This window comes from uncultured Sphingomonas sp. (genome assembly GCF_937859915.1).
Taxonomy (GTDB): domain Bacteria; phylum Pseudomonadota; class Alphaproteobacteria; order Sphingomonadales; family Sphingomonadaceae; genus Solisphingomonas.
This window is the reverse complement of the sequence record NZ_CALMAW010000115.1, coordinates 1-24,692: the sequence shown is the minus strand read 5'-3', so window position 1 is coordinate 24,692 and position 24,692 is coordinate 1. Positions and strand designations below refer to the sequence as shown.

Genomic DNA, 24,692 nt, shown 5'->3' with positions numbered 1-24,692 from the left:
GTGCCGCCCTTGCCGGCGCAGCATGCCGAGCCCGGCGGCGCCGCGCATCCGCCGGCGCCGACCAGCCCGCACACCGCACCCACTGGCACGGCAACGGCCCCCGCCCAGCAGGCGACCGCGCACACCTGAACGTTAACGGCATAGACCGCGCGTGATACTCTACCGGCTTGTCCGCGCCTGTTCAGTACGTGTGAATCCGCAATCGGCGATACAACGCATGGCACGCTCAGCGATTGATCGTGCCCGTCATATTGTCGAGATTACGATTTGCGATCATGTCAGTCGGCGTGCGTAGACTCGGTCGTCCAGCCTGAGCGCGTGCACACAGCGACACCGTTGAACGCGAGCTTCACGGCTGCCAATACTCTCGCAGCACGCCAATGATCCGATTGTCGACAGGCGCGTCGGGTCCTATCGCTGCGCGCCGCGCTCGCGATGGTGGATGGGGCGATCGGCAGAACGCGGCAGATCGGCTCGACCCCATAAGCATCGCGGTGATCGTCAACGAAGGCGATCCTCGCCGGAACGGTCGGTCGAGCGCCGCCTGCGCACGATATGCCGATGTCCCTTCGGCAGGCTCAGGACAGGCTTGCGCAGGATCTCCTCGGCCTGTCGCAGTTTGCGGACCTCACGCTCCAACGCCTTCACCTTGCCAGCAAGCTCGGTCGGGACGCCCGCCCGCTTGCCGCTGTCGACCTCCGCCTTCTTCCCCTACTCATGAAGCGTCTGCGGAACGCAGCCGATCTTCTCCGAGATCGAAACTACCGCCGCCCATCGGGACGGGTGATCCCGCTCGTGGTCGAATACCATCCGCACCGCGCTCGCGGACATCCGGCGCAAACTTGCTCGTCGCCTTACTCTGACAGGCTCCCCCTTCTCTGGAGTTGGAGCGTCCGGCAAACCCGTCGCGGTTCAGTCTAGCGTTAGGGCTTGCGATGTCTCTGCCAGATACGGCGCCATCGCCTGGATTCTCTAAGCAATGAAAGGCAATTTCGTAACGGATTCCGAGATCGCGCCACGCACCTGCTCAAGGTGATGGATGGTATCCTTGATCGTTGCAGTGTCGACCATGGGATTATAGTCGCGCGGGCGCAGTCCTTGGCCGTCCATCACGGCGAACCAACTGGCGTCTCGAAACAATTCGTCGCTCGACAGCATGATCCGGCCCGAGGCGAGAAACTGCTCGAACCGGTAGGCTAGGCTTTCCGGAACCGTCATCGTCTGGCAATATTGCCACATCGGATCGGTGCGACCCGTGGTCAGCTTGTAGTGCATGATCAGGAAGTCCCGGACGTCGAGCATTTCCTGCGCGAAAATACGGTTGAACTGTTCGGCGACCAACGTATCACGGCCGTGCCGCGGAAAAAGCGCGAGCAGCTTGGCGATGCCGCTCTGGATCAGGTGGATGCTGGTCGATTCGAGCGGCTCCAGAAATCCGCTCGACAGCCCGATCGCGACGACGTTGCCCGCCCAACTCCTTCGGCGCCGTCCGGGTCGAAAGCGCAGCAGCCGCGGTTCGGCCAGAGGCTCCTCGCCCAGCGCCGCGAGCAGGGCCTCGCGCGCCGTCTGCTCGTCCTGATAGCGGCTGGAGAAGACATAGCCGTTGCCGGTGCGGTGCTGCAGCGGGATGCGCCAGCGCCAGCCCGCTTCCATCGCAATCGCGCGTGTATAGGGGGTCGGCGTCGCCTCGCGCGGGGTCGGCACGGCCCAGGCACGGTCGCAGGGAAGCCATTCGCTCCAATCCTCGAAGCCGGCCTGCATCTCGCCTTCGATGAGCAGGCCGCCGAAGCCCGAGCAATCGACGAAGAAGTCCCCGGCGACAGTCTCGCCGCCTTCGGTGGTGAGCGCGGCGACGAGGCCGTTTTCGGCGTCCCGATCGATCCTGGCCACCTTGCCCTCGATCCGACGCACGCCGGCCGCCTCCGCCAGCTTGCGCAAATAGCCGGCGTACAGGCCGGCGTCGAAGTGGAAGGCATAGCCCAATGTCGAGAGCAGCGAACGGCGATCGGGCACAGGGTGAGCAAAACGACGCGCGCGCGCGGCCTGCGCGGTCAGCGAAAATTGCTCGGTCGGGGCGTCCATCCCCTCGATCCGTGCGCGGATCAGGCGGTGGAGGAACATCACCCCGTCGCCCGGCGGCCCATATGTACCGAAGGGATGAAGATAGGCCGTCCCATGGCCGTTCCAGCCCTGGAATTCGATGCCGAGCTTATACGTCGCCTTGGTTTCGGCCATGAATTGCCGCTCGTCGAAGCCGACGATCTGGTTGAACCAATGGATCGTCGGGATTGTCGCCTCGCCGACACCGACAGTACCGATGTCGTCGGATTCGACCAGCGTGATCCGGCGGCCGGACCCCGGCATCGCGCGCGACAGCGCGGCGGCGGTCATCCAGCCTGCGGTACCCCCGCCGAGGATGACGATGTCGCGGATGCCCTGGTCGCTCATCCCCAGATTCCTAAGCCCGGGCGTCGCGCGGTCAAGCGGGGCAGCGATCCTGCGACGCCGGTCGGCGCAGCGCGAGATAGACGGTGCTCCACAGCTGGGCTGCGTTGGATTCGTCGGCATCGCCGCCGTTCGCGCCGAACGCGACGACCTCATAATGTTCGCCAGCGTGTCGCCACGACCAGAGCTCGGAACCCTGCACGCTTCGCGTCGCCTCGATGCCGTCCCAAAGACAGGCTTGCGCCGTGCCTAGCCGGTGGCGCAGGTCGAGCGAGAGGTCGGTCCGCGCCAGCTGGCGGGCCAGACCGGCGGCGGCAAGCGCCTGCTGCCACGACCAGATGACCGTGCCGTGATAGGCGTTGGATCCGAACTTGGCCTGCACCGCGGGCGCTGCGAACGCCGGGTTGGCGACCAGCATTCCCGCGCCGGTGCGCAGTCCCGCCGGGAACGGGCGGCTGATCGTCTGCGCCGCGAGATCAAGCTGATCGGGGGTCGGGTGGCCGAACAGCAGCGCAAAGCCCTCGTCGCTGTTCTGTACAGGCACCGGCGTGCCGTCTGCGTTAAGCGACAAAGCATGAAAGCCGACGGGCCTGTCCCCGACGGCGGCGAGCGCCGCGTCGGCGGGGACACCGACTTTGGCAGCATAGCGCCGGATGGCGGCGCGCGCCTGGTTGGCGGGAACACTCACCGCGAAGAGGCCGGGGGCCTTGTCGCGCCAGATCGCCGCTGCGCGGTCCAGCGATGCCAGCATCGCTTGATCGGCAGGGGTCGCATAAGGAGCGAGAAGCCCGGCCCGGGCGAGTGCGGCGCCGGCTTCCAATGCGGCCGGCACCAGTATGGCGTTGACGTCGTAGGGCATCCGCCCGCCGCCCAGCCCATCGTTGCTGTCGCGCCATTCGCCAACCGGGACACCCGGCTTCAACGAGATCAGGTGCGCCACCGTCGGCGCCTGCGCGAACGGCGCTGCCTGGGCCGCGACCAGACGCAAATTGCGCATCAGCCGATCGCCAACGCGACCGTCGCCCATGCGCTCGGCGAGAAAGGCCGTCGCGCGGGGCGTGGCGCGCGCATCGTCGACCAGCCATGCCCGCGCCACCGGCGCGAGCAGGAAGTCGCTGTCGATCATCTTATAGTCGTAGACGGGATCGGCGGAATTGCTGCCGTCGGTCTTGCGATGATCGAGGATAGCGAATTCGCCAATATCTTCCTCATGTGCGACTTCGCCCTTGGGCGAAAGCCGTTCGAGCACCGATCGCAGCCCTGTCTCCACCGCCGCCGGCTGCAGTGCCGGCATCAGCAGCCGCACCGACATCAGCGTGTCGCGTCCGAAATAGGTATCGAAGCGCCACGAGCCCGCGAGATATTTCTCGCGGTAGCTGAGGAAGCTTAGCGCCTCTCGCACCTGCGCGTCCGGATTGGCGTTGGCGTCGAGCAGGGCGGTGCCCGATACCGGAACCAGCGGCGTTTCGCCAGTGAGCGCCGTCACCTCCAGCGTGATCTGGCCGTCCAGCGCCTCGATCTCCTTGCCCTTGAGTGTGCCGTGCACGACGCGCAGCGACATACGATAGCCCGGCGCACCGTCGAGGCGGTCGCGTTGCCAGGAAAGGGTGGCGCCGGACGCGGAAGCTGCGGTCAGCACCTCGCGCGGCGCCGTGCCGAGCGCTTGGTAGTCACGCAACACGCGGACACTGGACAGCACCGCCTGCCTCGCGACGAGACGCGGCGAATGGACCGTTGCGATGAAACGTGTGCCGTGGAGCGACCGCCCCATGGCGTCGGTCTGAGAGATCGGGACGGGCACGCCCTCCATCTTCCAGTCGGCCGGTTGAGCGAGCGGCTCGAACCATAGGCCGGTGCCGCTGTTGCCGGCCGGAAAGGCAACGATGATGCGCGGCTCGATGCCGGAGCGCAGCACGATATGTGCCGATACCGGCCCCTGCCGCACGAAGCTGTTGAGGTTGAGCCCCTCCGTCCGCGTGAAGTTGCCCGTCCCTCCCGCGGCGGTGAGCGTCAGACAGGCGAGCGCTGCCAACGCCCCGGTCGTGCGATGGGTGGGCATACGCATTGCTCCGGGACTCGAAAAGGTAGGGAAAGAGCAGCCGGTCCGCCGACCGCCTGCTCCCGAACGGCTATTCTAGAGCTTGATCGTACCCGATACCAAGGCGTTGCGACCGACGATGGCGCGGCCGTAGAAATAGCCGTTGACGATTGACTGGGTCTGGCCCTGCCGCGGATTGCCCTCGGTGAAGCCCTTCGCATTGGTAAGGTTGTCGACGCTGACACCGACGTTGAAACGCTCGCCGACGTTGAAGCTCGCGCCCACCGTGAACACGCTGTAGCTCGGTAGGGACACGCCGTTGCCGGCGTCGGCGAAGATCTTGCCGATATACTTCCAACGACCGTAGATTTCGCCCAGCCCGCCCGGCAAGATAAATGAGGGCGTGACGGTGACCAGCTTCTTGGGAGTCTGCGCGGTGACGTTGCCGTTATACTCGGGGTGCGCAGTCCCCGCGAATTGTAGACCGGTCAGCTTGGGCTGCTGATAGACGCCGGACACGTCGAGGCTGAAGAAGCGCACCGGCTTCCAGCTTGCATCGAGCTGGACGCCCCAGATCTTGTCGTTCGCCAGCGCGTTGACGGTCTGGGTCGGATCGTTCGGATCGTTGAACGAATAGCTCTGGTTGTTGAACAGCGTGCGGAACGCCACGATCGAGCCGGAAAAGCCGTGCGCCTGTCCGCGGATGCCGCCTTCGTATAATGTCAGATCGGATGGCTTGTTGAACGTGGCCGTGCCCATGCCGGTGGCGCTGACGGTACCGGTGCCGGCGCCGTTGGTCTGGAAGCCGCGCGCATAGCGCGCGTAGAGCGAGATGTTGCTCAGCAGCGCATAGTTGACGCCAGCGGTATAGGCCCAGTCATGGAAGGTCTTGGAATAGCTGCTGTAACTTCCGTTGAAGCTCGGCCCCAAATCCGTGATGATGCCCGCCGTGCCAGCCGGCACCGTCGGATCGGTCGCATAGGCATTGCCGACGTGGATGTCGTCATGATGGTTTTCATAGCGTGCGCCAAAGTCGATATGCAGCTTGCTCCCGATCTTCAACTCATCGTTGAAATAGCCGTTCAGCGAGGTGATGTCCTCCTTGAACACGCCCTGACCCCAATTTCCGTAGCTCACCATGCCATTGTTGGTCAGCTGACCGATCGTCTCGCCCGCGCCATTGAGAGCGACGATGTCGTAGATGTGCGAATTGTTGCTGACGCCATTCACGACGGTGGTGACGCCCGACTGATCATTATATTGGTGGGTGCGATAGACCATTCCGCCGACGGTCAGCGAGTTGTCGAACACGCCGGCCGTCTGATTCCACTTCAAGCCGAAATCGGAGCCGAAATCCTGTCGCTTGGTGAGTGCGTGGTTGAGCACAGTCTCCTGGAGCAGGCCGTTGCCGTTGAGCGCCGCAAGTGCTGCGGTATTCGACGCCGGGATGATCGCGCCGCCTTGCGTGTCGCGAATGCCGAACTGAGTGGTACCGGGGAAAGCGGCAAGCCCCCGTTGTTCGAGGGCTGCTACCGGGTTGGCGGCGCTGTTCGGGTCGAGATAGGTGGCGGCTGAGAAAGGCGTATTGCCGGTGCTGCCGGGGAAAATGCCGTTGAAATTGAACGAGGCCTTCAGGTAGCGCGCCCGGATGAAGCCGCTCAGATTGTCGGTGATCGGCTTCTCGACATCGATACGATACTCCTGCGTCTTGATGTGCAGGCCGTTCGACAGACTGAAATTACGCAGGCAATTACCGGTCGCGCAGCTGTCGGGCACGTTGATGCTGCCGAAGGCGCGGCCGCCGACGTCGTCGGTCTTGAGGTTGAGGCCAGGAATCGAGTCGATGCTGCCGTTCGATGCGACCTGGAAGGGCATGTCGGCATAATAGGGATCATGCTCGTCGCCGCGCTTCACCGTCAGGCGGACGAAGCCGCCATCGTCGAAACGCTTCTCCAGCATCGCCTTCACATGGTAGGTGTTATAGGTGAACGGATTGTCGCGCACGCCGTGCGTGCTGTCGACATAGCCGCCGACGTTGAACGCCAGGCTGTCCGTGATCGGCGACGAGAAATAGCCGTCTGCGCGATAATCGCCGTAGGTGGTGCCGGTGAAGCGCACCGAGGCTTCGGGCTTGTCGAAATTGGGCTTCAACGAGATGAAGTTGATCGTCGCGCCGGCACCGTTGGGCGCGAGGATGCCCGAGGTGCCGCCCTCGACCGCCTCGACGCGGTTGATCGTGATGTCGTTCTGGAAATACTCGTCGGCGCCGCCACCCTGGTAGATGATCGGCATGCCGTCTTCTTCCAGCGTGATGAAGGCCTGCCCGCCGCCGCCCAGACCGCGAACGGAATAATTGTTCGAAACGGGGCCGGCGGTCCCTTGGACGAAGATACCCGGAACAAGTTCGAGGACATCGGCGGTCGAGCGCGGCGCCTTGCGCAAGATGTCCGCCGAGCTTGCGAGCGTCACGTCGGACGAGGAGTTGAAAAGGGTGCGCTTGCCCGACGTGTTGCCGGTAACGACGATCTCCTGGAGGGACGTGGTGTCGGCTGCAGGTGGCTGCGCACCCGGCGCGTTCGTCGGCTGGGCATCCGCAGGCGGATTGCTGGCAGGCGGGGTATCGCCGCGCGGGGCGGAGGTCGCCGTTTGCGCCATCGCGGGCCCGGCAGCCAGGCTTGCGCTGCCGGCAAGCAGCATCATCTTCAAAGTCGAACGGATATCAAACCTCCCCTTACAAAGACGCCGTGGGGGTCTTGAGCACCCTCTTACTGATGTGTCCCGCTAGCGCCTCTCTCGAGTCGCTACAACGCAATCAAGCACCTCCCACGCTATCGCCTCCAAGCTGTCGCTCGACTGCAACGCTTTTTGTCGTCAACGCTGGCATCTTGTCTGAGCAGTTGCGCTTCGTTTCGACATAATGACTGCAAGAACAAGAGGATGGCGCGTATGAAGGTTCCGCGACGGGTGAAGGCGCTCTGGACCGGTGCCGCGATCGGAATCTGTGCCGCGATGTCCGCGGATGCCGCACCCCCTGTCTACGATCAGAATATTGCAGGCTTTGTTGCGCAAAAAGGCGAGCGGGGGGCAGTCATGGGCTATCCCAGGGGGCTTGAGGTCTGGGCCTACCCGCTCCTGTTGATCCGCGACTATCGCCTTCATTTTCGGGTGCCGGGGACCGTCGATGCGATCGACGCCGCGCCTCTGCTGCGCCGTGTCGAGCGGACGGCGAGCGAGGTCGTGCGGACGTATGTCGGCGCCGATTTCACCGTGCGCGAACGTCTGTTCGTACCGCGTATGCAGGCCGGCGCGGTGCTGCGCTATGAGGTCGAGGGGCGACCCGACGTGCGGATAGAGGCGAGCTTCGTGCCATCGCTCGATCTGATGTGGCCGGCGGCGTTGGGCGGGCAGACGGTGGCGTGGGACGATGTGCGCAGCGGTTATGTCGAGCGTGAGCCGCTCCATCAATTCAGCGCAACGATCTCGTCGCTGCAGGCCGTCGACCATGACGGGATCGCCAATCGCACGCAGGCCGACACGGATCGGCTCGCGCTGGTGCTCAAGCCTGCCGGCCCCGCCAACGGGGTTCGGATAGCGACGATCGCGATCGCACGCGATCCGGCATTAGAGGCCGACGGGGCAGCCGCTCTGCGTTCGTCCGAGCAGGCGGCGCGCGCCGATGCGAACGCGCATGCTGCCGACGTGCTCGCCCGGTCGACGGAGATCGTAACATCCGATCCTGGCGTGAACCGCGCTCTCGCATCGGCAACGCTTGCGCTCGATCAGGCGTGGGCTTGCAACGTAGATCTCGGCTGCGGTGAGCTCGCCGGCTTCGGCCCATCCCGTCCCGGTCGTCGTCCCCAATATGCGTGGTTCTTCGCGGGCGACGGAATGATCGCGATGGAAGCGATGCTCGATGCCGGACAATTCGAGCGAGCCCACGACGAGATGGCCTTCGTCACGCGCTATCAGGACCACAAGACGGGAATGATCTGGCACGAGATGTCGCAGAGCGCCGGCCTCGTCGATTGGGTTGGGCGCTACCCCTATATGTATGTTCATGTCGACATCACCTTCCAATATCTCGCCGCGCTAAGCCACTATGTCGCGGCGACCGGCGACACCGGCTTCGCGCACGCCAACTGGCCGGCGATCGCCAAGGCATGGGCCTATTGCACCTCAGTGATCGACGCACGCAGCGGCTTGCCGCACATTCCTGCGGGAAAGCAGGGGCAGAATGAGCAGGACAAGTTGCGCGACGACATCCGCCTGTCCGCGCTGTGGGTCGATGCAGCGGACGGCTTCGCGGCGCTTGCCGAAACTAACGGCCATCGGGCTGAGGCCGACGGCGCTCGCCGTGCCGCATCGCGTGCTCGCACGGCAATCGCCGATGGCGGCTGGGATGCGGCGCGCCATTTTTGGGTATCCGGCCATACCCTTTCGGGTGCGTCCGTGCCGAGTCAGCGAGCCGATGCGATCGGCGTGTTGGATCAAGGCATCTTTCCCCCCGATCGAGTGGACCAGGTGCTCGATCGCATCGCATCGCCTGATTTCCTCGCGGACTGGGGCGTCCGCAGCATGGCGGCAAGCGATCCGAGCTATGATCCCAACCTCTATTCGGCTGGCAGTGTCTGGGCACTGGGCAGCACGGCTGCGGCCGAGACCTTCTGGCAGCAACATCGTCCGCTGACCGCATGGCGGATCTGGCGCGCGCTGGTCGACTGGAACACGCTCGACAGCGCCGGCCATCTCCCGGAGGTGTTGGCCGGCGACCTTTATCATCTCGAGCGCGAGGCAGTGCCCGAACAGACCTGGTCGTCGGCCGGTCTGCTGTCGTCAGCCGTACATGGCCTGCTCGGACTGGAAACACAGGCGGCGAGACGCCGCCTGACAATCGCGCCGCATCTTCCGTCGGGAATGGACGACGTCACCGTTCGCCGCGTTCGCATCGGAGACAGCCAGCTCGACCTGTCGCTGCATCGCACGCCCGAGGGCATCGACATAGTGATCGACAATTCCGGGCACGCCGTCGCCATCACTTTCGATCCCATGATCCCGCTCGGCGCTTCGATAGATGGCGCCACCGTCGCGGGGCATCCGACCGCGGTGTTGGCCGAGCATCATGCGCAGGACGAGCATGCCTCGCTCCACTTCGCCGCCGACACGGGGCGGACGGTGGCACATATTGGCTATCGCGGCGGTATCGCCCTTGCGCCGGTCCGCGCCACCCTTGAGATCGGCGCGAGCAGCCATCTTCCGATCATCAGCAATGCGAGGCTTTCGGGCAAGTCCCTGACAGTCGAGGGTTGGGCGGTCGCCGGCCATCCCGCGACGATGGAACTCGCCACCGATTCCGCTCTGGCGGTTCGATCGGGGGGAATCCTGGCGCAGACTACCCTCGGGAAATACCGCCTAACGTCGGCTGACATCGTCGCCTCGCCGACTAGGGCGCCGGATTACGAGCGATTTTCGATCATCGTCGACATCAGGCCCAAGTCCCCATCCGCGGTCGACTAACCAACATATCGGTCGCACACTTGACCCATGCGGAGCTGAGTGCGACCTCGGGCGGATGTCGTTGCCTATGTTCCCGGACCACCTTTCCGTTCGCGAGTGGCGAGACGTCGACTTGGCCATCCTGCGCGACGAGATCGTTCCGGCTGGCATGCCAGCGCTTTTACGAGGTCTGGCAGCGCGCTGGCCTGCGGTGCAAGCGGACGATCCCGCTGCCTATCTGCGGACGCTCGACAACGGTCAGCAACAGTCCGTGATCGTAGCACCGCCCGACGTGGGCGGTCGTTTCGGCTATGTCCCCGACATGAGCCGGCTTAACTTCGAGAGCCGGACGACCAGCGTCACCGCGGTCCTCGATCGGCTCGAGATCGCCGCGGCCGAGGACTCACCGAGTGCGTTCGCCGCGCAGGCGATACCCGTCGATACCGTGCTGCCCGGGTTTTCCGAAGCCAATCCGATGCCCCTCGCACCCACCGCCGCACCGCGCATATGGATCGGCAACAGAGTAGCAGTTGCCACACATCACGATTTGAACAGCAACATCGCGGTCGCCATGGCCGGACGCCGCCGCTTCACGCTGTTCCCACCCGAACAGGTCGGAAATCTCTATATCGGACCTTTCGAATTCACGCCGGCGGGCACGCCGATAAGCCTTGCCGACCCGGAAGCCCCCGATTTTGCGCGCTTCCCGCGTTTTGCCGACGCACTTGCCGCTGCGCAGACGGCCGAGCTGGAACCCGGCGACGCGCTCTACATTCCCTATATGTGGTGGCACCACGTCCGTTCGCTCGACCCGATCAGCATCCTGGTCAACTATTGGTGGACCGAGACACCACCGCCGCAGCCGGGGCTCGGACCATTCGACGCTATGATGCACGCGTTGCTTGCATTCGAGGGCCTCCCGCGCGAGCAGCGCGACGCTTGGTCGGCGATGTTCTCCCACTTCGTCTTCCACGCCGACGGGCCGCCTGCGGAGCATGTGCCGGTTGCTCGACGGGGATTGCAGGGCACGATTAGCGCTGACGCCAAGACGCGCCTTCGCCGCCAGATCGGGCAATTGCTTTCCCGATAGCCGGTGGGTCGGTCAACCCGGCCATCCCGCTAGCCTAACCGTGCTTCTTTCCGTGTAACGCCTGACCAGTTCGAGATCAGCGGGCGGTTGCCTCCGCATGTTATCGGGCTTTCGAGCAGTGCGATCGCCACGGCAGCAGGTCGGTTCCGAGCTCGTCTTTCAAAATGAATATGACGCTGACCGGGGACGGAAACGCGACCAGCGAGCGAAGAGAGAAATAAGAATTGGCTCATGCCGACGTCCAATTTTATTAACTCGATTGGCGGCTTTCAGAATAACCGGACCTTCACCGTCGCGATTGTGAACGAATGATTCCGGTCGTGAGCGGTCAGGACCACCGCGCGCCGCGATGGTCCGAATGGTAAAGATCGGGCTTTCGGCGATTCTAGGAGAACTTCATCTCGCCGATCTTCGACACCAAGGTCTTGAGCAACGGCGAGGTGTTCGCTTCGTTGTAGCCTAGCGACAGGTCGATCGTCGGTGGTGCCCCATCGAGCGGACGGCTGATGACGGTCGATGGCAACAGATTGCGGGCGTAAAGCGGCATCAACGCGATCCCGCCGGTCGAGGCGACGAGCGACATCGCCATGGAGAGATTATCGACTTCATAGTCAGGCGCAAGATCGATCCCCAGTCGCTTGGCATAGGCGTCGGTGACGGTCCGCAGGACCGGCGACTTGCCCATCGGCACGCCGACGAGTTGCTCGGCATCGATGTCCTGCGCGCGGATCGTGCTGCGCGCGGCGAGACGGTGGTCGGCGGGCATGAGCACGATCAGCGGTTCTTCGCGAAGCCGCGTGAAGATCAGGCCGGGCATGTTGCGCTCGGGTCTTAGAAAGGCGAGATCGATCCTGCCGCGCATCAGCCCGGCGGCGAGATCGGGTGACGACAGGCTGTGGATCACCACTTCGGTGTCGGGCAGCTGATCACGCATCAGCGTCATCACCGGTGTCAGCCATTCGAATTCGTAGCCGGTCAGGAAGCCTAGAGCGAAGGACGTCTTGGCGGGCTGTGCGGCGCGCCTGGCGGATTCGGCGGCGGCCTCGATCTGCAGCAGAATGATCCGGGCATGATCGAGGAAGACGCGCCCCGCCGCCGTCAACTCGATGCCGCGCACGCTGCGCGTCATCAGATCGCACCCGAGTTCCATCTCGAGATCGCGGATCTGTCGGCTGAGCGACGGCTGCGCGGTGTGCAGCCGCTTCTCCGCGGCGACGGTCAGGCTGCCCTCCTCGGCGACGGCGATGAAGTAGCGAAGGTGCCGGAGTTCCATCATTCCATACCTCGAAAGTATGGAGAGGGGCCTACAAGGTCTTTTTCGACGGCGCCAGCGATGCGTATCTGGTCTTCAGCGACCGGATGTCCGGCCGGCTCTTCCATCCATCAGGCATGGAAGATCGTCTCGAAAGGTATTTCCAATGTCCACGCCCGTCGTTCTCATCACCGGCGCCCTGACCGGCATCGCCCGCGCCACCGCGATTGCATATGCGCAGAAGGGTGCCCGCCTCGTCGTCTCGGGCCGTCATGACGATGCCGGTGCCGGATTGGTTGCCGAATTGCGCGCAGCCGGTGCCGAGGCAGAGTTCGTCCGCGCTGATGTCCGTCATGAAGACGATGTGCGCAACCTCGTCGATCAGACCGTCGCTCGCTTCGGTCGCCTCGACATCGCGATCAATGCGGCGGGCACCGAAGGCAAGCCCGGGCCGGCGACCGATCAGACCGCCGAGAGCTATGCCGCGACGTTCGACACCAACGTGCTCGGCACGATCCTCAGCATGAAGCACGAGCTGCGCGTGATGCAGGCGCAAGGCAGCGGCAGCATCATCAACATCTCCTCGACCTTCGGGCACGAAGGCGGTGCCGGCGCCTCGATCTATGCCGCGAGCAAGCATGCCGTCGAGGGTCTGACCAAGTCGGTCGCGCTCGAGGCCGGCGCTTATGGTGTGCGGGTCAATGCCATCGCACCCGGCCCGATCGACACGGGCATGCTCGACCGCTTCACCGGCGGCGCGGACGGCAAGGCCTATCTGGCGACGCTAAACCCGCAGAAGCGTATCGGCCAGCCTGACGAGGTCGCGCGCGCAATCCTGTTCGTCGCCTCCGACGAAGCCTCGTTCGTCACCGGCCACATCATGAACGTCGATGGCGGCAAGTCGGCCGGCTGACACTTCAGGGCTGGCGCCGACCGTGCGCCCGCATCGATTGCCCGATCCGTCGATCGGTTGAATATTCTCCCCGCGCACCCCCAAATTCGCGGACGCCTTTCGCTTCCACTCCGAGGACCAAGATCATGCCAGACAAGCCCATCAAGGTTCCCGGTCCCGATCATCCGATCACGATCGAGCGCAACCCGTCTCGCGTGGTGGTTCGGCTCGACGGCCGAGTGCTCGCAGACACGCGCGAGGCCCTTACGCTGCGCGAGGCCCGATATCCGGCGGTGCTCTACATCCCCCGTGCCGACGTCCGGATGGACCAGCTGATCCGCAGCGAGCACGCCACCTACTGCCCGTTCAAGGGGGATTGCGCCTATTACGACCTTCCCGGCGGCGGCGAACAGGCCGTCAACGCGGTGTGGACCTATGAAGCGCCGTTCGATGCCGTGGCGATGATCAAGGATCACCTCGCATTCTACCCCGACCGCGCCGAGATCACCGAAATCGCGGAGTGACGGTTTCGGCCACGCGCCGACGGCACAGCCACACGTGGCCGCACAGTGCCGGGGTTGCCGTTAGGAGCTCGTCGCGACGTATCGGGGAAGCGGGCCGCCCCGATACCGCTTCATTCCACGGTCTGCCGCTCTCCCTCACGCGAAGACTGCGCGATCCGATCGAACAGGTGATGCAGCCAAACCGCGTCGTCGAAGCTTGGCGCTTCCTGCGTGCCGTCGACGCCATCGCGCGCTAATACGACGTAGAGATTGGCAAGTTCGAGAACGGCGGATGGCAGTCCGGATTCGGGCAGCCAGTCGTAGGAGGCGGGGATCGCAAGCCGCTCGAGCAGCAGGTTGTCGCCATGCGCACCTTCGATGACATAATCGTCGCCGACATCGCCGAACGCCGAGGCATTTGTTATCCGCAGGTCGCCGGCGGTGCCGGTGACGTCGATCTGCACGCCCGATCCGTTTCGCTTGCCGCCCTCGATATGCACCGAGAGCACCGCGTCACCCGCGAGCCGCGCGGACATTACGAGCTGGTCGGGCGTCGTCGTGGCGATCGTCTCTCCCGTGCCCGCAATCGTCACGACCGGGAATTGGTTGACCATCAACGCCGACAGGCTGGTCGGCCGGCCGACCGCGGCGAACAGCATGTCGAGAAAATGGCCGGCATAGATCGCGACGACGCTGGAGAAATTCTCCGGCGGCACCGTCCAGCGCAGCGCCGGGCTGCGCCGCGCCTGGAAGTAGTTCATGCTGACGTGCATCCGTACCGAGCGCAGCGTGCCGACATAGCCCTCCGCGATCAGGTCGCGCAGATAGCGGTTGTGCGGCGCGAGCCGTCGCTGCAGGCCGACGACGTGGCGCACGCCCGCGTCCCGCGCCAGTCCCGCCAGTTCCTCGGCGATCGCGCTGGTCACCGTCAGCGGCCATTCGCAATAGACGTGCTTCCGCGCCGCGATCGCCGCGCGCACCGTCTCGGCATGCTGGGGCGCGGTGTTGAGCACCAGCACCAGATCGACGTCGGGCAGCGCGACCAGCTCTTCGACGCTACCGACGACATGTTCGATCGCGAACTCGGCGGCGGCCGCCTCCGCCGCCTCGCGCCGCCGCGCCTGCACCGCGACCACCCGATACTGCGGCAGAAGATCGAGCACGCGCAGATGGCCGTGCCGTGCCCAATTGCCGACGCCGATGATGCCGACGCGAATGATGTCCATGATCCGATGTCCTCGCTGGGGAGCGGTCCTGCGTCCCATCCGAGCCTGGATGTACCCCCGAAGCGCCGCGCGAATAATCCGGGGACGGCTCCGAACATTGCGGACACCGCCGTCCAGAAAGCGGTAGATGACGGTGCGACTGCGGAGGATCGACACGATGGACAGGTTCACGGCGCTCAACACCTTCGTCGAGGCGGCCGAGACGCGCAGCTTCACCGTCGCGGGACGCAAGCTGGGCATCTCCTCGTCTGCCGTCGGCAAGGCGATCGCGCGGCTCGAGGAGCGGCTCGGCGTCCGCCTGTTCCACCGCAGCACGCGGAGCATCGCGCTGACGCCCGAAGGCGAATTGTTCCTCGCGCGCTGCCAGCGCATCCTCGGCGAAGTCGAGGCGGCCGAGCTCGAGCTGGCGGAGAATGCGGGAGCGCCGCGCGGGCGGCTCAAGATCAGTCTCCCGCTGATCGGGATGCTGCTGATGCCCGCGATCGGCGGGTTCGCCGAGGCCTATCCCGAGATCGAGCTCGATCTCGATTTCTCCGATCGGCTGGTCGACGTGATCGAGGAGGGGTTCGATGCGGTGATGCGCACCGGCAGCGCGACCGACTCGCAGCTGATGACGCGGACGCTGGGCAATTATTCCTACGTCATCGTCGGATCGCCCGACTATCTCGCGCGGCGCGGCACGCCGTCGGCGCCCGAGGATCTGCTGAGCCACGCCTGCCTGCACCACCGCTGGACGATGACCGGCAAGCTCGAGCGCTGGGCGCTCAGCCGCGACGGCGCGGATCTCGAACTCAATCTGCCGGTGACCGCGACGGCGAATACGATGGAGCCCTTGATCGACATGGTCGAACGCGGGCTCGGACTCGCCTACGTCCCGCTGTTCACCGTCCGCCGCAAGGTCGATCAGGGCCTGATCGCCACCACGCTCGACCGCTTCACTGCGCAGGTCGGCGTGTTCCAGATCCTCTGGCCGTCGGGGCGGCAGCGCGCGCCCAAGGTGAAGGCGCTGGTCGATTATATGGCGCGCCACCTGTTTGTGGGCGGGGACGAGGGAACGGGCGGCTCGAACTGAGCCGCCCACCGCATTCAGGCCGCTGCCGCCTGGCCGTAGGCCGGATAGTCGGTATAGCCCTTCGCATCGAAGGTGTAGAAGCTGTCCCGATCATAATCCGCGAGCGGAAGCCCCTGTTCGATCCGCCTGGGCAGATCGGGGTTGGACACGAAATGCCGTCCGAAGGCGACGAGATCCGCCGATCCCTTCTCGACGATCGCTTGCGCCGTATCCGGCTCGAACCCGCCGGCCGCCATGATCGGACCTTTGAAGATCGTGCGCAGATGTTCCGCCGCGATCGGCGCTTGGCCCTCGTCAACGACGACATTGCCCTTCACGCGCGGCTCGATGATGTGGAGATAGGCGAGACCGAAACGGTTGAGCTGCTCGACGACATAGTCGAACAGAGCCGCCGGGTTGCTGTCGGACATGCCGTTCCAGCGCCCGTTGGGGCCGATCCGCACCGCGACGCGGTCACCGCCGAACACCGAGGCCACGGCTTCGACGATCTCGAGCAGCAGGCGGGCGCGGTTCTCGATCGAGCCGCCATAGCGGTCGGTACGGTGGTTGACGCCGTCCTGCAGGAACTGGTCGATCAGATAGCCATTGGCGCCGTGCAGCTCGACACCGTCGAACCCGGCCGCCCTGGCGCGTTCGGCGGCACGGCGATAGTCCTCGACGATCCCGGCGATCTCGTCGGTCTCCAGCGCGCGATGCGGCGACGGCTGCACCCAGCCCGATGGCGTTGAGGTCAGATGGGTTGGGTCTTCCCAATAGCCGGGGTTTACCGACGACGAGACGGGCTGCACGCCCTCCGTCACCGACACGTGCGACGCGCGGCCGGTATACCAGAGCTGCGCGAACATGCGCCCGCCCTTGGCGTGGACGGCCGCCGTGACGCGCTTCCAGCCCGCCACCTGCGCGTCGCTATACAGGCCGGGCGCACCGAACCAGCCGCGCGCCGCCCGCGAGACCGGCGTCGCCTCCGAAATAATGAGGCCGCCGTCGGAGGCGCGCTGGGTATAATATTCGACCATGAGGTCGCCGGGGACCGCGCCCGGCTGCTCGGACCGCGACCGCGTGAGCGGCGCCATGACGACGCGGTGCTTGAGCGGAACCGCACCGATCTGAACGGATGAGAAGAGCTTCGACATGACAATCTCCATCGGGCGGAACGAGGATCTCCGTCCGTCGCGAACAATGAGATAAGCCGCAGCATGGCGTTCGATAATCGGGGACGCTTTCCGCTGACCGCGGAACGCCGCGTCCGCAATGCCGACGTGGTGCGGGCACCCTATCCCAACGCGTCGAGACCAGCGAAACGACATGAAAGAAGGCATAGCGGTGTTTACTATGAAAGTTTGACGATTGCAGGCGGCGTACGCTGCTGGCGAGACGGCGCTCCGGGCAGCGCCGAGCTTTCACAGACGGCGACAATGCGGGGCTCTCGCGAGGTATGTTTGGAGACCCGAGCTTGTAATCCCTTTAAAACGCAGGAAGCTATGGATGGATTTCGCAAGAGGGCATGGCAATCGAACTGTGAACACTTTCAGCGCATCCCTGGATGTCTGCTTGTGACCGTTTGCGGACGGGCAAGTTGCGGGAATAGAAACAGAATCGTTGCCGTTCTTGTTTCAGACCGTTTGTGATCGCTACCCACGGTCTTGACATCCCTTTATATAACGAAAGTGCATGAGTGCTGCTAGTACGATCGTCGATTTATCAGCATTCCTCAGCTCGATTGTGGAAAACCGATTACTCGAACCGGGAGTCTCTCTGGACGATGACATAAGGCGAGACCTCATCGGCTCTCGGCGCCGAATGCTTTTGGTAGAAGGGCGAGAGGAGAGTCTCGATAAACCGCTTTACAGTGTAATATTTTCTATGGCCTCCGTTATCGCCAAGGACAGCCGCAAAGGCGTCGAGCGATCTGTGAGAGGCTTGCGCTCCGCCGGTAACCTAGCATGGGTTGCCGCTTGGGATATTGTGGACGGTGACGGTCGAAGTCTGGATCGCGTCGCCGAGCTTGAATTACCCAAATTTACGACACGCAAGATGTTCCCTTACGCTCGTCCAACGCAGATCCGGATAGCGCCGATTATCGATCGGATGCAGCTTGCCTGCACCACTGAACATGTCACGCATATATTGCATGCCCTGCCAGGGCGGAAAGGTCTCCCGCCGCTGCGGCGCCAGCAACTGGGTCAAGCGAATCATCATGCTGAGCGTGCCAATGCCCCCTGCGCCGAGCGGCTTGAAAGGCTCGCCGGTTAGGTCGGTCATTACGCTAGCAATCTCGCGGACCGAGACCGTATCGCCAGCTATGCGGAGGATACGCGGTGCGCCGGCATCGAGAGCCGCCGCGGCGGTGTAGGCGGCGACATCGTCCTTGGTGGTAAAGTCGAGGGGCTGATCTGCACTACGCCAATATAACACGCGATGAATACGCTTCTGGATCAGCGGCATCTCGGCGCCGAGCATGTCCATGAACGCCCCATTGAGGATCGAGGTTACCTGCAAGGGCGTCTGGTCCGCGCGGGCCATAAATTCCCGTCGCAGATCGAGATTTCGGTTGCCGCCGGGGGGCGTCGTCGTGAAGTCCTCGGAGAAGTCGGATGGAATAAAGCGCGGCACGTCCGCCGCTGCCGCGGCGTCGAGCAGGATCGACTGGCGGTCGATGAGCACGGCGCGCAGACCGCTTAGCGCCGAGACGACACATTCGGCACCGGCGCAGGCATTGGCAAGCGCCCGGACGTCATTCGGATCCGCAGCAACCAGTGTGGCTCCGAGCTTTTCGATCCGTGCCGCTTCCTGCGGCGAGAGGTTCGGGCGGACCAGCGCACGTACTTTTGCTCCCCTCCGCACGAGCGCGGTGGCGATGCGGCCTCCGAGATCGCCGCCGGCGCCCGCAAGCGCGATGATCGATGCTTGTTCGGTCATGATACGTCGTCCCTCGTTCGCATGCCTATCTCGCGCGTCAGTCGTCGGATTAGCGCAGTGTCGGGCGGAGGCAGGTCGGCCGGCGGGAGGGTCCGGCTCGTTGCCGGGACTCCCGCCTCGATGATGATCCGCTCAAAGCCGGCGGGCGTGTAGCAGTTCAGAAGTCGCACTTCGGTCAGCGTCTCGAACGCATGCCAGGTCATTTCTGGTACGGTTAGGAAATCGCCCGGTCCCGCGTCGATCTGACGATCGTCGACGATAAAGCGACAGTGTCCTTCGAGGAGGTAGAAGCCCTCACGCTGGGCCTCGTGCAGATGCGGCGGGGGCTGCGGCCCAGGCGCCATCAGCTGCTCCATCAGGGTGAACTGGCCACCTGTATCCTCTGCGGTGGCGAGCATGATCCATAAGATGCCCATCTGCCAGTAGGCTGGTGCGTCGTCGCGACCGCGCAGATATCCGGGCATCGGATCGGCAAAGGGAAATGTCATGATGCCTCCTCTCAGAGCAGGTTGACGAAGGTCGCGCGGATGTCTGCGATCATCGCGTCGGGCCGTTCAAGCGCCGCAAAGTGGCCGCCTTCGGCATGTTCGGCGAAGTGACTGAGATTCGAGTAGCGCGCTGCGATCCAGCGCCGCGATTTCCGGACCGCTTCGCCAGCGAACATGCTGAAGCCCGCCGGCACGGCGATCGGCTTTTCGGGCTTCGCGGCGGACGACCATTTGGTCCGGACGAGCTCCCAGTACAGCCGCGCCGACGAAGCGCCGCTGTTGGTCAGCCAGTAGAGCATGATGTCGTCCAGCATCTCATCAAGCGTGAAGCTGGCTTCGGCGTTGCCCGGCGTGCCACAGGTGTCCTGGAACATGGCGTAAATCCAGGCCGCCTGCGCAACGGGAGAATCCGCCAGCGCGTAGCCGATCGTCTGCGGACGGGTGCCCTGCAGCTTGGCGTATCCCGAAAGAATGTCCCAGAAGCGACCGGCACTCTTGAGCATCGCCTGCTCGTCGGGCGTCGCCTGCTTCATCTCATCCGGCGTGGGCATGAACATCGCGAAGTTGCTGTGCATGCCGACGAGGCCGGCAGGCGCCATCGCTGCGATCTCGTCCGTGACGCCGGCACCGAAGTCGCCGCCCTGGACGCCCCAGGACCGATAACCGAGCCGGTCCATCAGCGCGACATAAGCGCGTGCGATCCGCGGCATGTCCCATCCGGTCGCGGTCGGCTTGTCGGAGAAACCGTATCCCGGCATCGACGGAATGACGAGATGAAACGCGGGAGCCTCCGCCGAACCATGTGCGGCCGGGTCAGTGAGCGGACCGATCAGCTTGCGGAACTCGAGCACCGAGCCTGGCCAGCCGTGCAGCAGCAGAAGCGCAAGCGCATCGGACCGGGGCGAGCGGATATGCAGGAAATGGATGCCAAGGCCGTCGATTTCGGTCTTATGCTGGTCCCAGCCGTTCAGGAGCGCCTCGCACTTTCTCCAGTCGTAGCCATCGACCCAATAGCCGATCAGCGCCTTGAGTTTGACCAGCTGCGGGCCTTGGGCGGTGTCATCCACCGTCTCTTCGTCGGGCCAACGCGTCAGCGACAGCCGGGTGCGTAGATCGTCGAGTTCGGCTTGGGGCACAGCAATGCGAAAAGGCTGAATCAAGTCGGTCATAGCGTCCTCCATCATTGTTTGAACAACATGGAGCGTGCCGATCCTAGAGATAAGGTGATTGACACGGCACGCTGCGTACCGGATTTCGGAACAATGGATCAGGGCGACCTCGAGATCTTTCTGCATCTCGCCGGCAGCGGCAGCCTGTCGGCATCGTCACGGATGCTGCGCATGCCCAAATCCTCGGTCAGCCGCGCCTTGGCGCGGATAGAGACGGACGCGGGCGTCGCGCTGTTCGAGCGATCAACGCGTCTGTTTCGGCTCACGGACGCCGGAACGTTGCTGCGCCCCTACGCTCAGCGTGTGGTCCATGATCTCCGCGAAGCCCGCGCGCAGCTGGACGGCATCGTCGGCGAGGCGCGCGGCTTGCTACGCGTCAACACGACGGCATCCTTCGCGCAGGAGTTGATCGCGCCCATGCTGCCGGTGCTGGCCGAACGTCACGCGGATCTGCGCATCGAACTTGGTACCGATCCGCGTACGATCGACATGGTGCAGGAGGGTGTCGATCTCGTCGTCCGCATCGGTGCTCTTCCGGACTCGGCATTGATCGCGAAGCGGTTGCCGCCGATCGCCCTGCTGCTCGTCGCGAGTCCGGAATATCTGGCGCGCAGGGGCGCTCCTACGGACTTGTCGGAGCTTGTGGACCACGACCTCGTCACGCGGGAGACGACGTCGCGGTGGACCTTTCATAAGGAGGACGCAGAGCGGACGATCGAGGTGAGCGGACGCATCATCATTCCGGATGCCGGCGCGCAGAAAGTCGTTGTCGCTGGCGGCGCGGGCATCGGTTGCCTGCCGGACTATCTTGCCAGCGCCAGCTTGGAAGCCGGCTCACTGGTCCATCTGTTGCCGGGATGGCGACGGCCTCCAGTCGACATCCATGCCGTTTACCCCAGCCACCAAGGTCTGTCCGCCAAGGTCCGTGTCTTCATCGACGCCTTGACCGCGCATCTTACCGCCCGGTGACGGCCTATTGCCGGCCAGTCTAGGAAACCGCCCGCCCAAACGCTGTAACTGGTTGGCCGGCAAGCTGGCCCGAGGATTCATTTGCGAATTGCCCAAACAACGGGTCCCACTCGATAATCGATAGCGTCTCTATCAGGCCCTCAATCCCGAACGGATCCTTGTCGACCAGAGCGCGCACATCCCCCTCATCCTTGGCTAAGAAGATAAGGAAGTCAGAGCGCTTTGAAATTCTCTTGAGAGGTCCTGACGCTTTGAGAGTGCCATCGGCGACGAGCAGATTAAGGTATTCGACATGAGCAGCCAGATGCGTTCTCCAGGCCTCGCCATCAGGATGCGTCATGGTAACAATGAAAAAAGACATAGTTTCGCCCATCGATGAATAAGAAGGACCGGCGATCATACGTCTCGTTTCAAGAGGTCCTGGAAAATCAGCGGTGCCCAGCTGCTTCCTCGCGCCTGAACAAGCGTCCCGCCCTCGGCGAGCGGCCCTAGATTGATCGGAGCGAACCCCAATTCCTTGGCTAGCGCGGCGACCTCGCCGGCGGCGCTTTCGTCGTCGCTCGAAACGAACACCACCCGTCGTCCACCCCCGACGTCCGGGTCGGCACCGAGCGTCTTCGCAGGGAGGTGATTGAATGCTTTCACGAGCTTCGCACCGGGCAGCGCCCTGGCAATCACAGCCGAGGAGGGCAGACCTTCCAGATCGTCCACAGCCACGTTGAAGGCGTTGGTGATATCGATGACGATTTTATCGTGCCAGGTCGGCGTAGCTTTCGCGACATCTCGGTGTGACCAATAGGGCACCGCGAGCAGAACCACATCGGCCTCGAGCGCTTCCGTCAGAGATTTCGGAATCACCGTTGGCCCGATCGCCGCCGCGGCTGACGCCAGAGTATTGGGCGCCTTCGCGGTTGCCACGGCGACCTCAAGTCCCTTTCGTGCGAACGCACGTGCCAGCGCCTGGCCGACACTGCCAAACCCGATTATCGCATGCTTCATGCCGCAACCCTCCTCGCGATGGCACCTGGTCCAGGCACCTCCCATTTACCCTCGGCCCGACTTTGATTGATCGGTCCGACGGCAACATCACGATCAGGTAGGGATTCAGCCGGGAGCATCGAGTGGCGATCTCCGCACAGCTGTGGTGCGAGAACGATCCGGGGTACGACGTTCAGAGGCACGAACTTGAGTAACAAAGTGCGATCCGCATCGATGAGTTACCCGATTTTCGCACGACCCCTGTGCCGTAATCCCGAATGTGACAGCCGCTCGAAGTACCGTAGGCCACGCGTTCACAACGGAGCGGTGTCGGCTGATGCCATCCGGCTCGTCACCCCATGATGTCCAGAATGGAACGAACCTATGCAGGATCTCAGCGGCAAGAAAGCGGTCGTGATCGGCGGCACGGGAGACATTGGTCTCGCAACCGCGAAGCTGCTTGTCGGCGCTGGCGCGCAGACGATCATCACCGGGCGGAAGCTGGAACGGGCACGCGATCGCGCAGCCTCTCTCGGGCCGCTCGGGTCCGCTATGCAGGTAGATCCGGGAAGCGAAACCGACCTCAACCGTTTGTTCGCCGAGACCGGTAATTTCGATTATCTGCTGGTGACGCTCGGTCTCCAGGCGCTGGCGCTCCCTTTCGTTCAATTGACTGACGAGATTTTCCAGCAGGCGTTGGACGGCAAGTTCTTCTATTACACCCGGACGCTCCGCGCGGCGCTGGGGCACGTTGGGGAGTCCGTGACCTGGTTGACTGGATCGGCGGGGCGAACTGCCTTGCCCGGCTTGGGAAGCTATGGAGCCACGACCGGTGCTCTGCACGGAATGCTCGGCTCACTGGCGATGGAACTCGCGCCGCTCCGGATCAACTGCGTTGCCAGCGGGCTCGCCAGGACCGAGTTCTGGAGCAAGCTTGGCATGCCAGCAGAAGCCGAGGCAGCGATGTACGAGGAAGGAGCAAAAATGCTTCCGGTTGGATATGTCGCGGGCCCGGAGGACATCGCCGAGGCCATGTTCTTCGCCGCGGTCAATCGCTACTCGACAGGGACGATCATGGACACGAGTGGCGGCCAGCCGTTGGGTCGATTGCTACCCGACGAGCGGGGCGCTGCCTTCGGCGCCCAAGCCTGATCGTCGCGGCAGTGCCAGCGATACGGCAGCGCTTGTAGATCGCGAGCACTGCGGTGCAGGGTCGCGCGATGCTGGATTGGGATGATGTTCGCTACTTCCTTGCCGTTGCCCGCGACGGATCGGTTCGGGCTGCGGCGGAAAGGCTGCGGGTCAACCACTCGACCGTCTCGCGGCGCGTCGCGCAACTGGAGCAAAGGCTCGGTGCGCGGATGTTCGAAAAGCTGCCAACAGGGTATCGCCTGACCCACACCGGAGAAGAGATCCTCGAATTTGCGCAGGAGATGGAGACATCGTTGAACCGTCTTGAGACGCGCGTCTTCGGTCGCGATCGGGGCGTCAACGGCAGCCTGCGCGTGACGCTCGCGCCGCTTCTCGCGGCTCATCTCCTTATGCCCGACATCGCCGCGTTCGGTCGCCTTCATCCCGGGCTGGAGATCGAGCTGCTGTCGATCGATGACCCGGTTAATCTGACAAACAGGGAGGCCGATGTTGCAATCCGTGTTGTCTACGATCGCAATACTCTGCCCGCCAACCTACACGGCCTCGAAGGGCCGGAGCTGGCTGGAGCTGTCTATGTGTCTCGAGCCCTCCTGTCTTCTCCCCGGTCGGAAGGCGCGGATCAGATCCGGTGGATCGTGCGGAGTAGTCACGGCGTGCCCGAATGGGCGTCGTCGGGTGAGATTGAGGTCGCGGATGGCTTGTTCAAGACCACCGATGCCTTCGCTCAGATCGAAGCCGTCAGGCAGGGTGTCGGCATCACGACGCTCCCCTGCTTCGTCGGAGATGCCGACCCGCTTCTGGCCAGGGTCCCTGGATCCGAGACGCACCTGTACGGGAGGTTGTGGCTGCTGACACAGGGGGAAACGCGAGAGACCAAGCGTGTCCGCCTGTTTACGAAGTTCGCGTCTCGCAGGCTCGCCGAGCACGGTCCAATTCTCGCTGGTCGACTGGTCTGAGTGTCTGATCCGAAACCAAGGTGAGTGGTATCAGTGGGTTAGCTTGACAG

19 protein-coding genes, 1 pseudogene and 1 other annotated feature are annotated in these 24,692 nt (G+C 63.9%); of the genes and pseudogenes, 8 read left to right on the top strand and 12 right to left on the bottom strand.

All coding sequences use genetic code 11. The features are described from left to right. Positions 1 to 437: 437 nt before the first annotated feature. The 4 genes and pseudogenes from Q0326_RS15090 to Q0326_RS15075 form a co-directional block, all read right to left on the bottom strand. Positions 438 to 916, bottom strand: a pseudogene (locus tag Q0326_RS15090) (hypothetical protein); the annotation flags it as partial. Beyond that, positions 444 to 560: a sequence feature (AL1L pseudoknot), on the bottom strand. Its footprint overlaps the pseudogene before it by 117 nt. Before the next feature lie 56 nt (positions 917 to 972). Next, positions 973 to 2,448: a tryptophan halogenase family protein gene (locus tag Q0326_RS15085; protein ID WP_298691960.1), complete on the bottom strand. Its 1,476-nt coding sequence runs from the start codon at positions 2,446 to 2,448 to the stop codon at positions 973 to 975. A 31-nt stretch (positions 2,449 to 2,479) separates the two neighbouring features. Continuing rightward, a complete protein-coding gene (locus Q0326_RS15080) occupies positions 2,480 to 4,504 on the bottom strand; it encodes a hypothetical protein (RefSeq protein ID WP_298691958.1) in 2,025 nt (674 codons plus the stop codon). A gap of 75 nt (positions 4,505 to 4,579) precedes the next feature. Continuing rightward, entirely contained in the window at positions 4,580 to 7,183 is a 2,604-nt protein-coding gene (locus Q0326_RS15075; protein WP_298691956.1) for a TonB-dependent receptor, read from the bottom strand. Between the two features lie 390 nt (positions 7,184 to 7,573). Here Q0326_RS15075 and Q0326_RS15070 point away from each other — a divergent pair, with 390 nt between their 5' ends. Both Q0326_RS15070 and Q0326_RS15065 read left to right on the top strand, forming a co-directional pair. After that, complete coding sequence (locus Q0326_RS15070; protein WP_298691953.1) at positions 7,574 to 9,997, top strand: hypothetical protein; 2,424 nt, start codon at positions 7,574 to 7,576, stop codon at positions 9,995 to 9,997. Positions 9,998 to 10,109: 112 nt separating this feature from the next. Continuing rightward, entirely contained in the window at positions 10,110 to 11,066 is a 957-nt protein-coding gene (locus Q0326_RS15065) for a cupin-like domain-containing protein (protein WP_298691951.1), read from the top strand. Between the two features lie 385 nt (positions 11,067 to 11,451). Here the strand turns inward: Q0326_RS15065 and Q0326_RS15060 are convergent, their stop codons facing one another. Continuing rightward, a complete protein-coding gene (locus Q0326_RS15060; protein WP_298691948.1) occupies positions 11,452 to 12,342 on the bottom strand; it encodes a LysR family transcriptional regulator in 891 nt (296 codons plus the stop codon). Between the two features lie 142 nt (positions 12,343 to 12,484). On the opposite strand from Q0326_RS15060, the gene Q0326_RS15055 reads away from it, so the two are divergent. Both Q0326_RS15055 and Q0326_RS15050 read left to right on the top strand, forming a co-directional pair. Further along, the gene (locus tag Q0326_RS15055) at positions 12,485 to 13,231 is read left to right on the top strand and encodes an SDR family oxidoreductase (protein ID WP_298691946.1); all 747 of its coding nucleotides are present in this window, start codon (positions 12,485 to 12,487) and stop codon (positions 13,229 to 13,231) included. Positions 13,232 to 13,356: 125 nt separating this feature from the next. Continuing rightward, on the top strand, positions 13,357 to 13,734 hold the full coding sequence (locus Q0326_RS15050) for a DUF427 domain-containing protein (RefSeq protein ID WP_298691944.1): 378 nt from the start codon (positions 13,357 to 13,359) through the stop codon (positions 13,732 to 13,734). 110 nt (positions 13,735 to 13,844) lie between these two features. Here the strand turns inward: Q0326_RS15050 and Q0326_RS15045 are convergent, their stop codons facing one another. Further along, positions 13,845 to 14,939: a Gfo/Idh/MocA family oxidoreductase gene (locus Q0326_RS15045; RefSeq protein WP_298691942.1), complete on the bottom strand. Its 1,095-nt coding sequence runs from the start codon at positions 14,937 to 14,939 to the stop codon at positions 13,845 to 13,847. A 157-nt stretch (positions 14,940 to 15,096) separates the two neighbouring features. On the opposite strand from Q0326_RS15045, the gene Q0326_RS15040 reads away from it, so the two are divergent. Beyond that, positions 15,097 to 16,011 carry a LysR family transcriptional regulator gene (locus tag Q0326_RS15040; protein WP_298691940.1) on the top strand — a complete coding sequence of 305 codons (915 nt, stop codon included), beginning with the start codon at positions 15,097 to 15,099 and terminating at the stop codon, positions 16,009 to 16,011. A gap of 14 nt (positions 16,012 to 16,025) precedes the next feature. On the opposite strand, the gene Q0326_RS15035 is transcribed toward Q0326_RS15040, so the two are convergent. The 4 genes from Q0326_RS15035 to Q0326_RS15020 form a co-directional block, all read right to left on the bottom strand. After that, positions 16,026 to 17,144: an alkene reductase gene (locus Q0326_RS15035; protein WP_298691938.1), complete on the bottom strand. Its 1,119-nt coding sequence runs from the start codon at positions 17,142 to 17,144 to the stop codon at positions 16,026 to 16,028. A gap of 877 nt (positions 17,145 to 18,021) precedes the next feature. Further along, a complete protein-coding gene (locus Q0326_RS15030) occupies positions 18,022 to 18,930 on the bottom strand; it encodes an NmrA family NAD(P)-binding protein (RefSeq protein ID WP_298691936.1) in 909 nt (302 codons plus the stop codon). Then, positions 18,927 to 19,418 (bottom strand): cupin domain-containing protein, encoded by a 492-nt coding sequence (locus Q0326_RS15025; RefSeq protein ID WP_298691934.1) that lies wholly within the window; start codon positions 19,416 to 19,418, stop codon positions 18,927 to 18,929. The genes Q0326_RS15030 and Q0326_RS15025 overlap by 4 nt, the downstream gene beginning before the upstream one ends. A gap of 11 nt (positions 19,419 to 19,429) precedes the next feature. Further along, the gene (locus tag Q0326_RS15020) at positions 19,430 to 20,602 is read right to left on the bottom strand and encodes an epoxide hydrolase family protein (RefSeq protein ID WP_298691932.1); all 1,173 of its coding nucleotides are present in this window, start codon (positions 20,600 to 20,602) and stop codon (positions 19,430 to 19,432) included. 78 nt (positions 20,603 to 20,680) lie between these two features. Between Q0326_RS15020 and Q0326_RS15015 the strand changes: the two genes are divergently transcribed. Then, positions 20,681 to 21,556 carry a LysR substrate-binding domain-containing protein gene (locus tag Q0326_RS15015; RefSeq protein ID WP_298691930.1) on the top strand — a complete coding sequence of 292 codons (876 nt, stop codon included), beginning with the start codon at positions 20,681 to 20,683 and terminating at the stop codon, positions 21,554 to 21,556. Positions 21,557 to 21,575: 19 nt separating this feature from the next. Here the strand turns inward: Q0326_RS15015 and Q0326_RS15010 are convergent, their stop codons facing one another. Next, on the bottom strand, positions 21,576 to 21,956 hold the full coding sequence (locus Q0326_RS15010) for a YciI family protein (protein WP_298691928.1): 381 nt from the start codon (positions 21,954 to 21,956) through the stop codon (positions 21,576 to 21,578). Further along, positions 21,953 to 22,555 (bottom strand): NADPH-dependent F420 reductase, encoded by a 603-nt coding sequence (locus Q0326_RS15005; RefSeq protein WP_298691926.1) that lies wholly within the window; start codon positions 22,553 to 22,555, stop codon positions 21,953 to 21,955. The genes Q0326_RS15010 and Q0326_RS15005 overlap by 4 nt, the downstream gene beginning before the upstream one ends. A 363-nt stretch (positions 22,556 to 22,918) precedes the next feature. On the opposite strand from Q0326_RS15005, the gene Q0326_RS15000 reads away from it, so the two are divergent. After that, positions 22,919 to 23,686, top strand: a complete 768-nt coding sequence (locus Q0326_RS15000; RefSeq protein ID WP_298691924.1) for an SDR family oxidoreductase — start codon at positions 22,919 to 22,921, stop codon at positions 23,684 to 23,686. Positions 23,687 to 23,754: 68 nt separating this feature from the next. Next, positions 23,755 to 24,642 (top strand): LysR family transcriptional regulator, encoded by an 888-nt coding sequence (locus tag Q0326_RS14995; RefSeq protein ID WP_298691922.1) that lies wholly within the window; start codon positions 23,755 to 23,757, stop codon positions 24,640 to 24,642. Positions 24,643 to 24,692 lie beyond the last annotated feature (50 nt).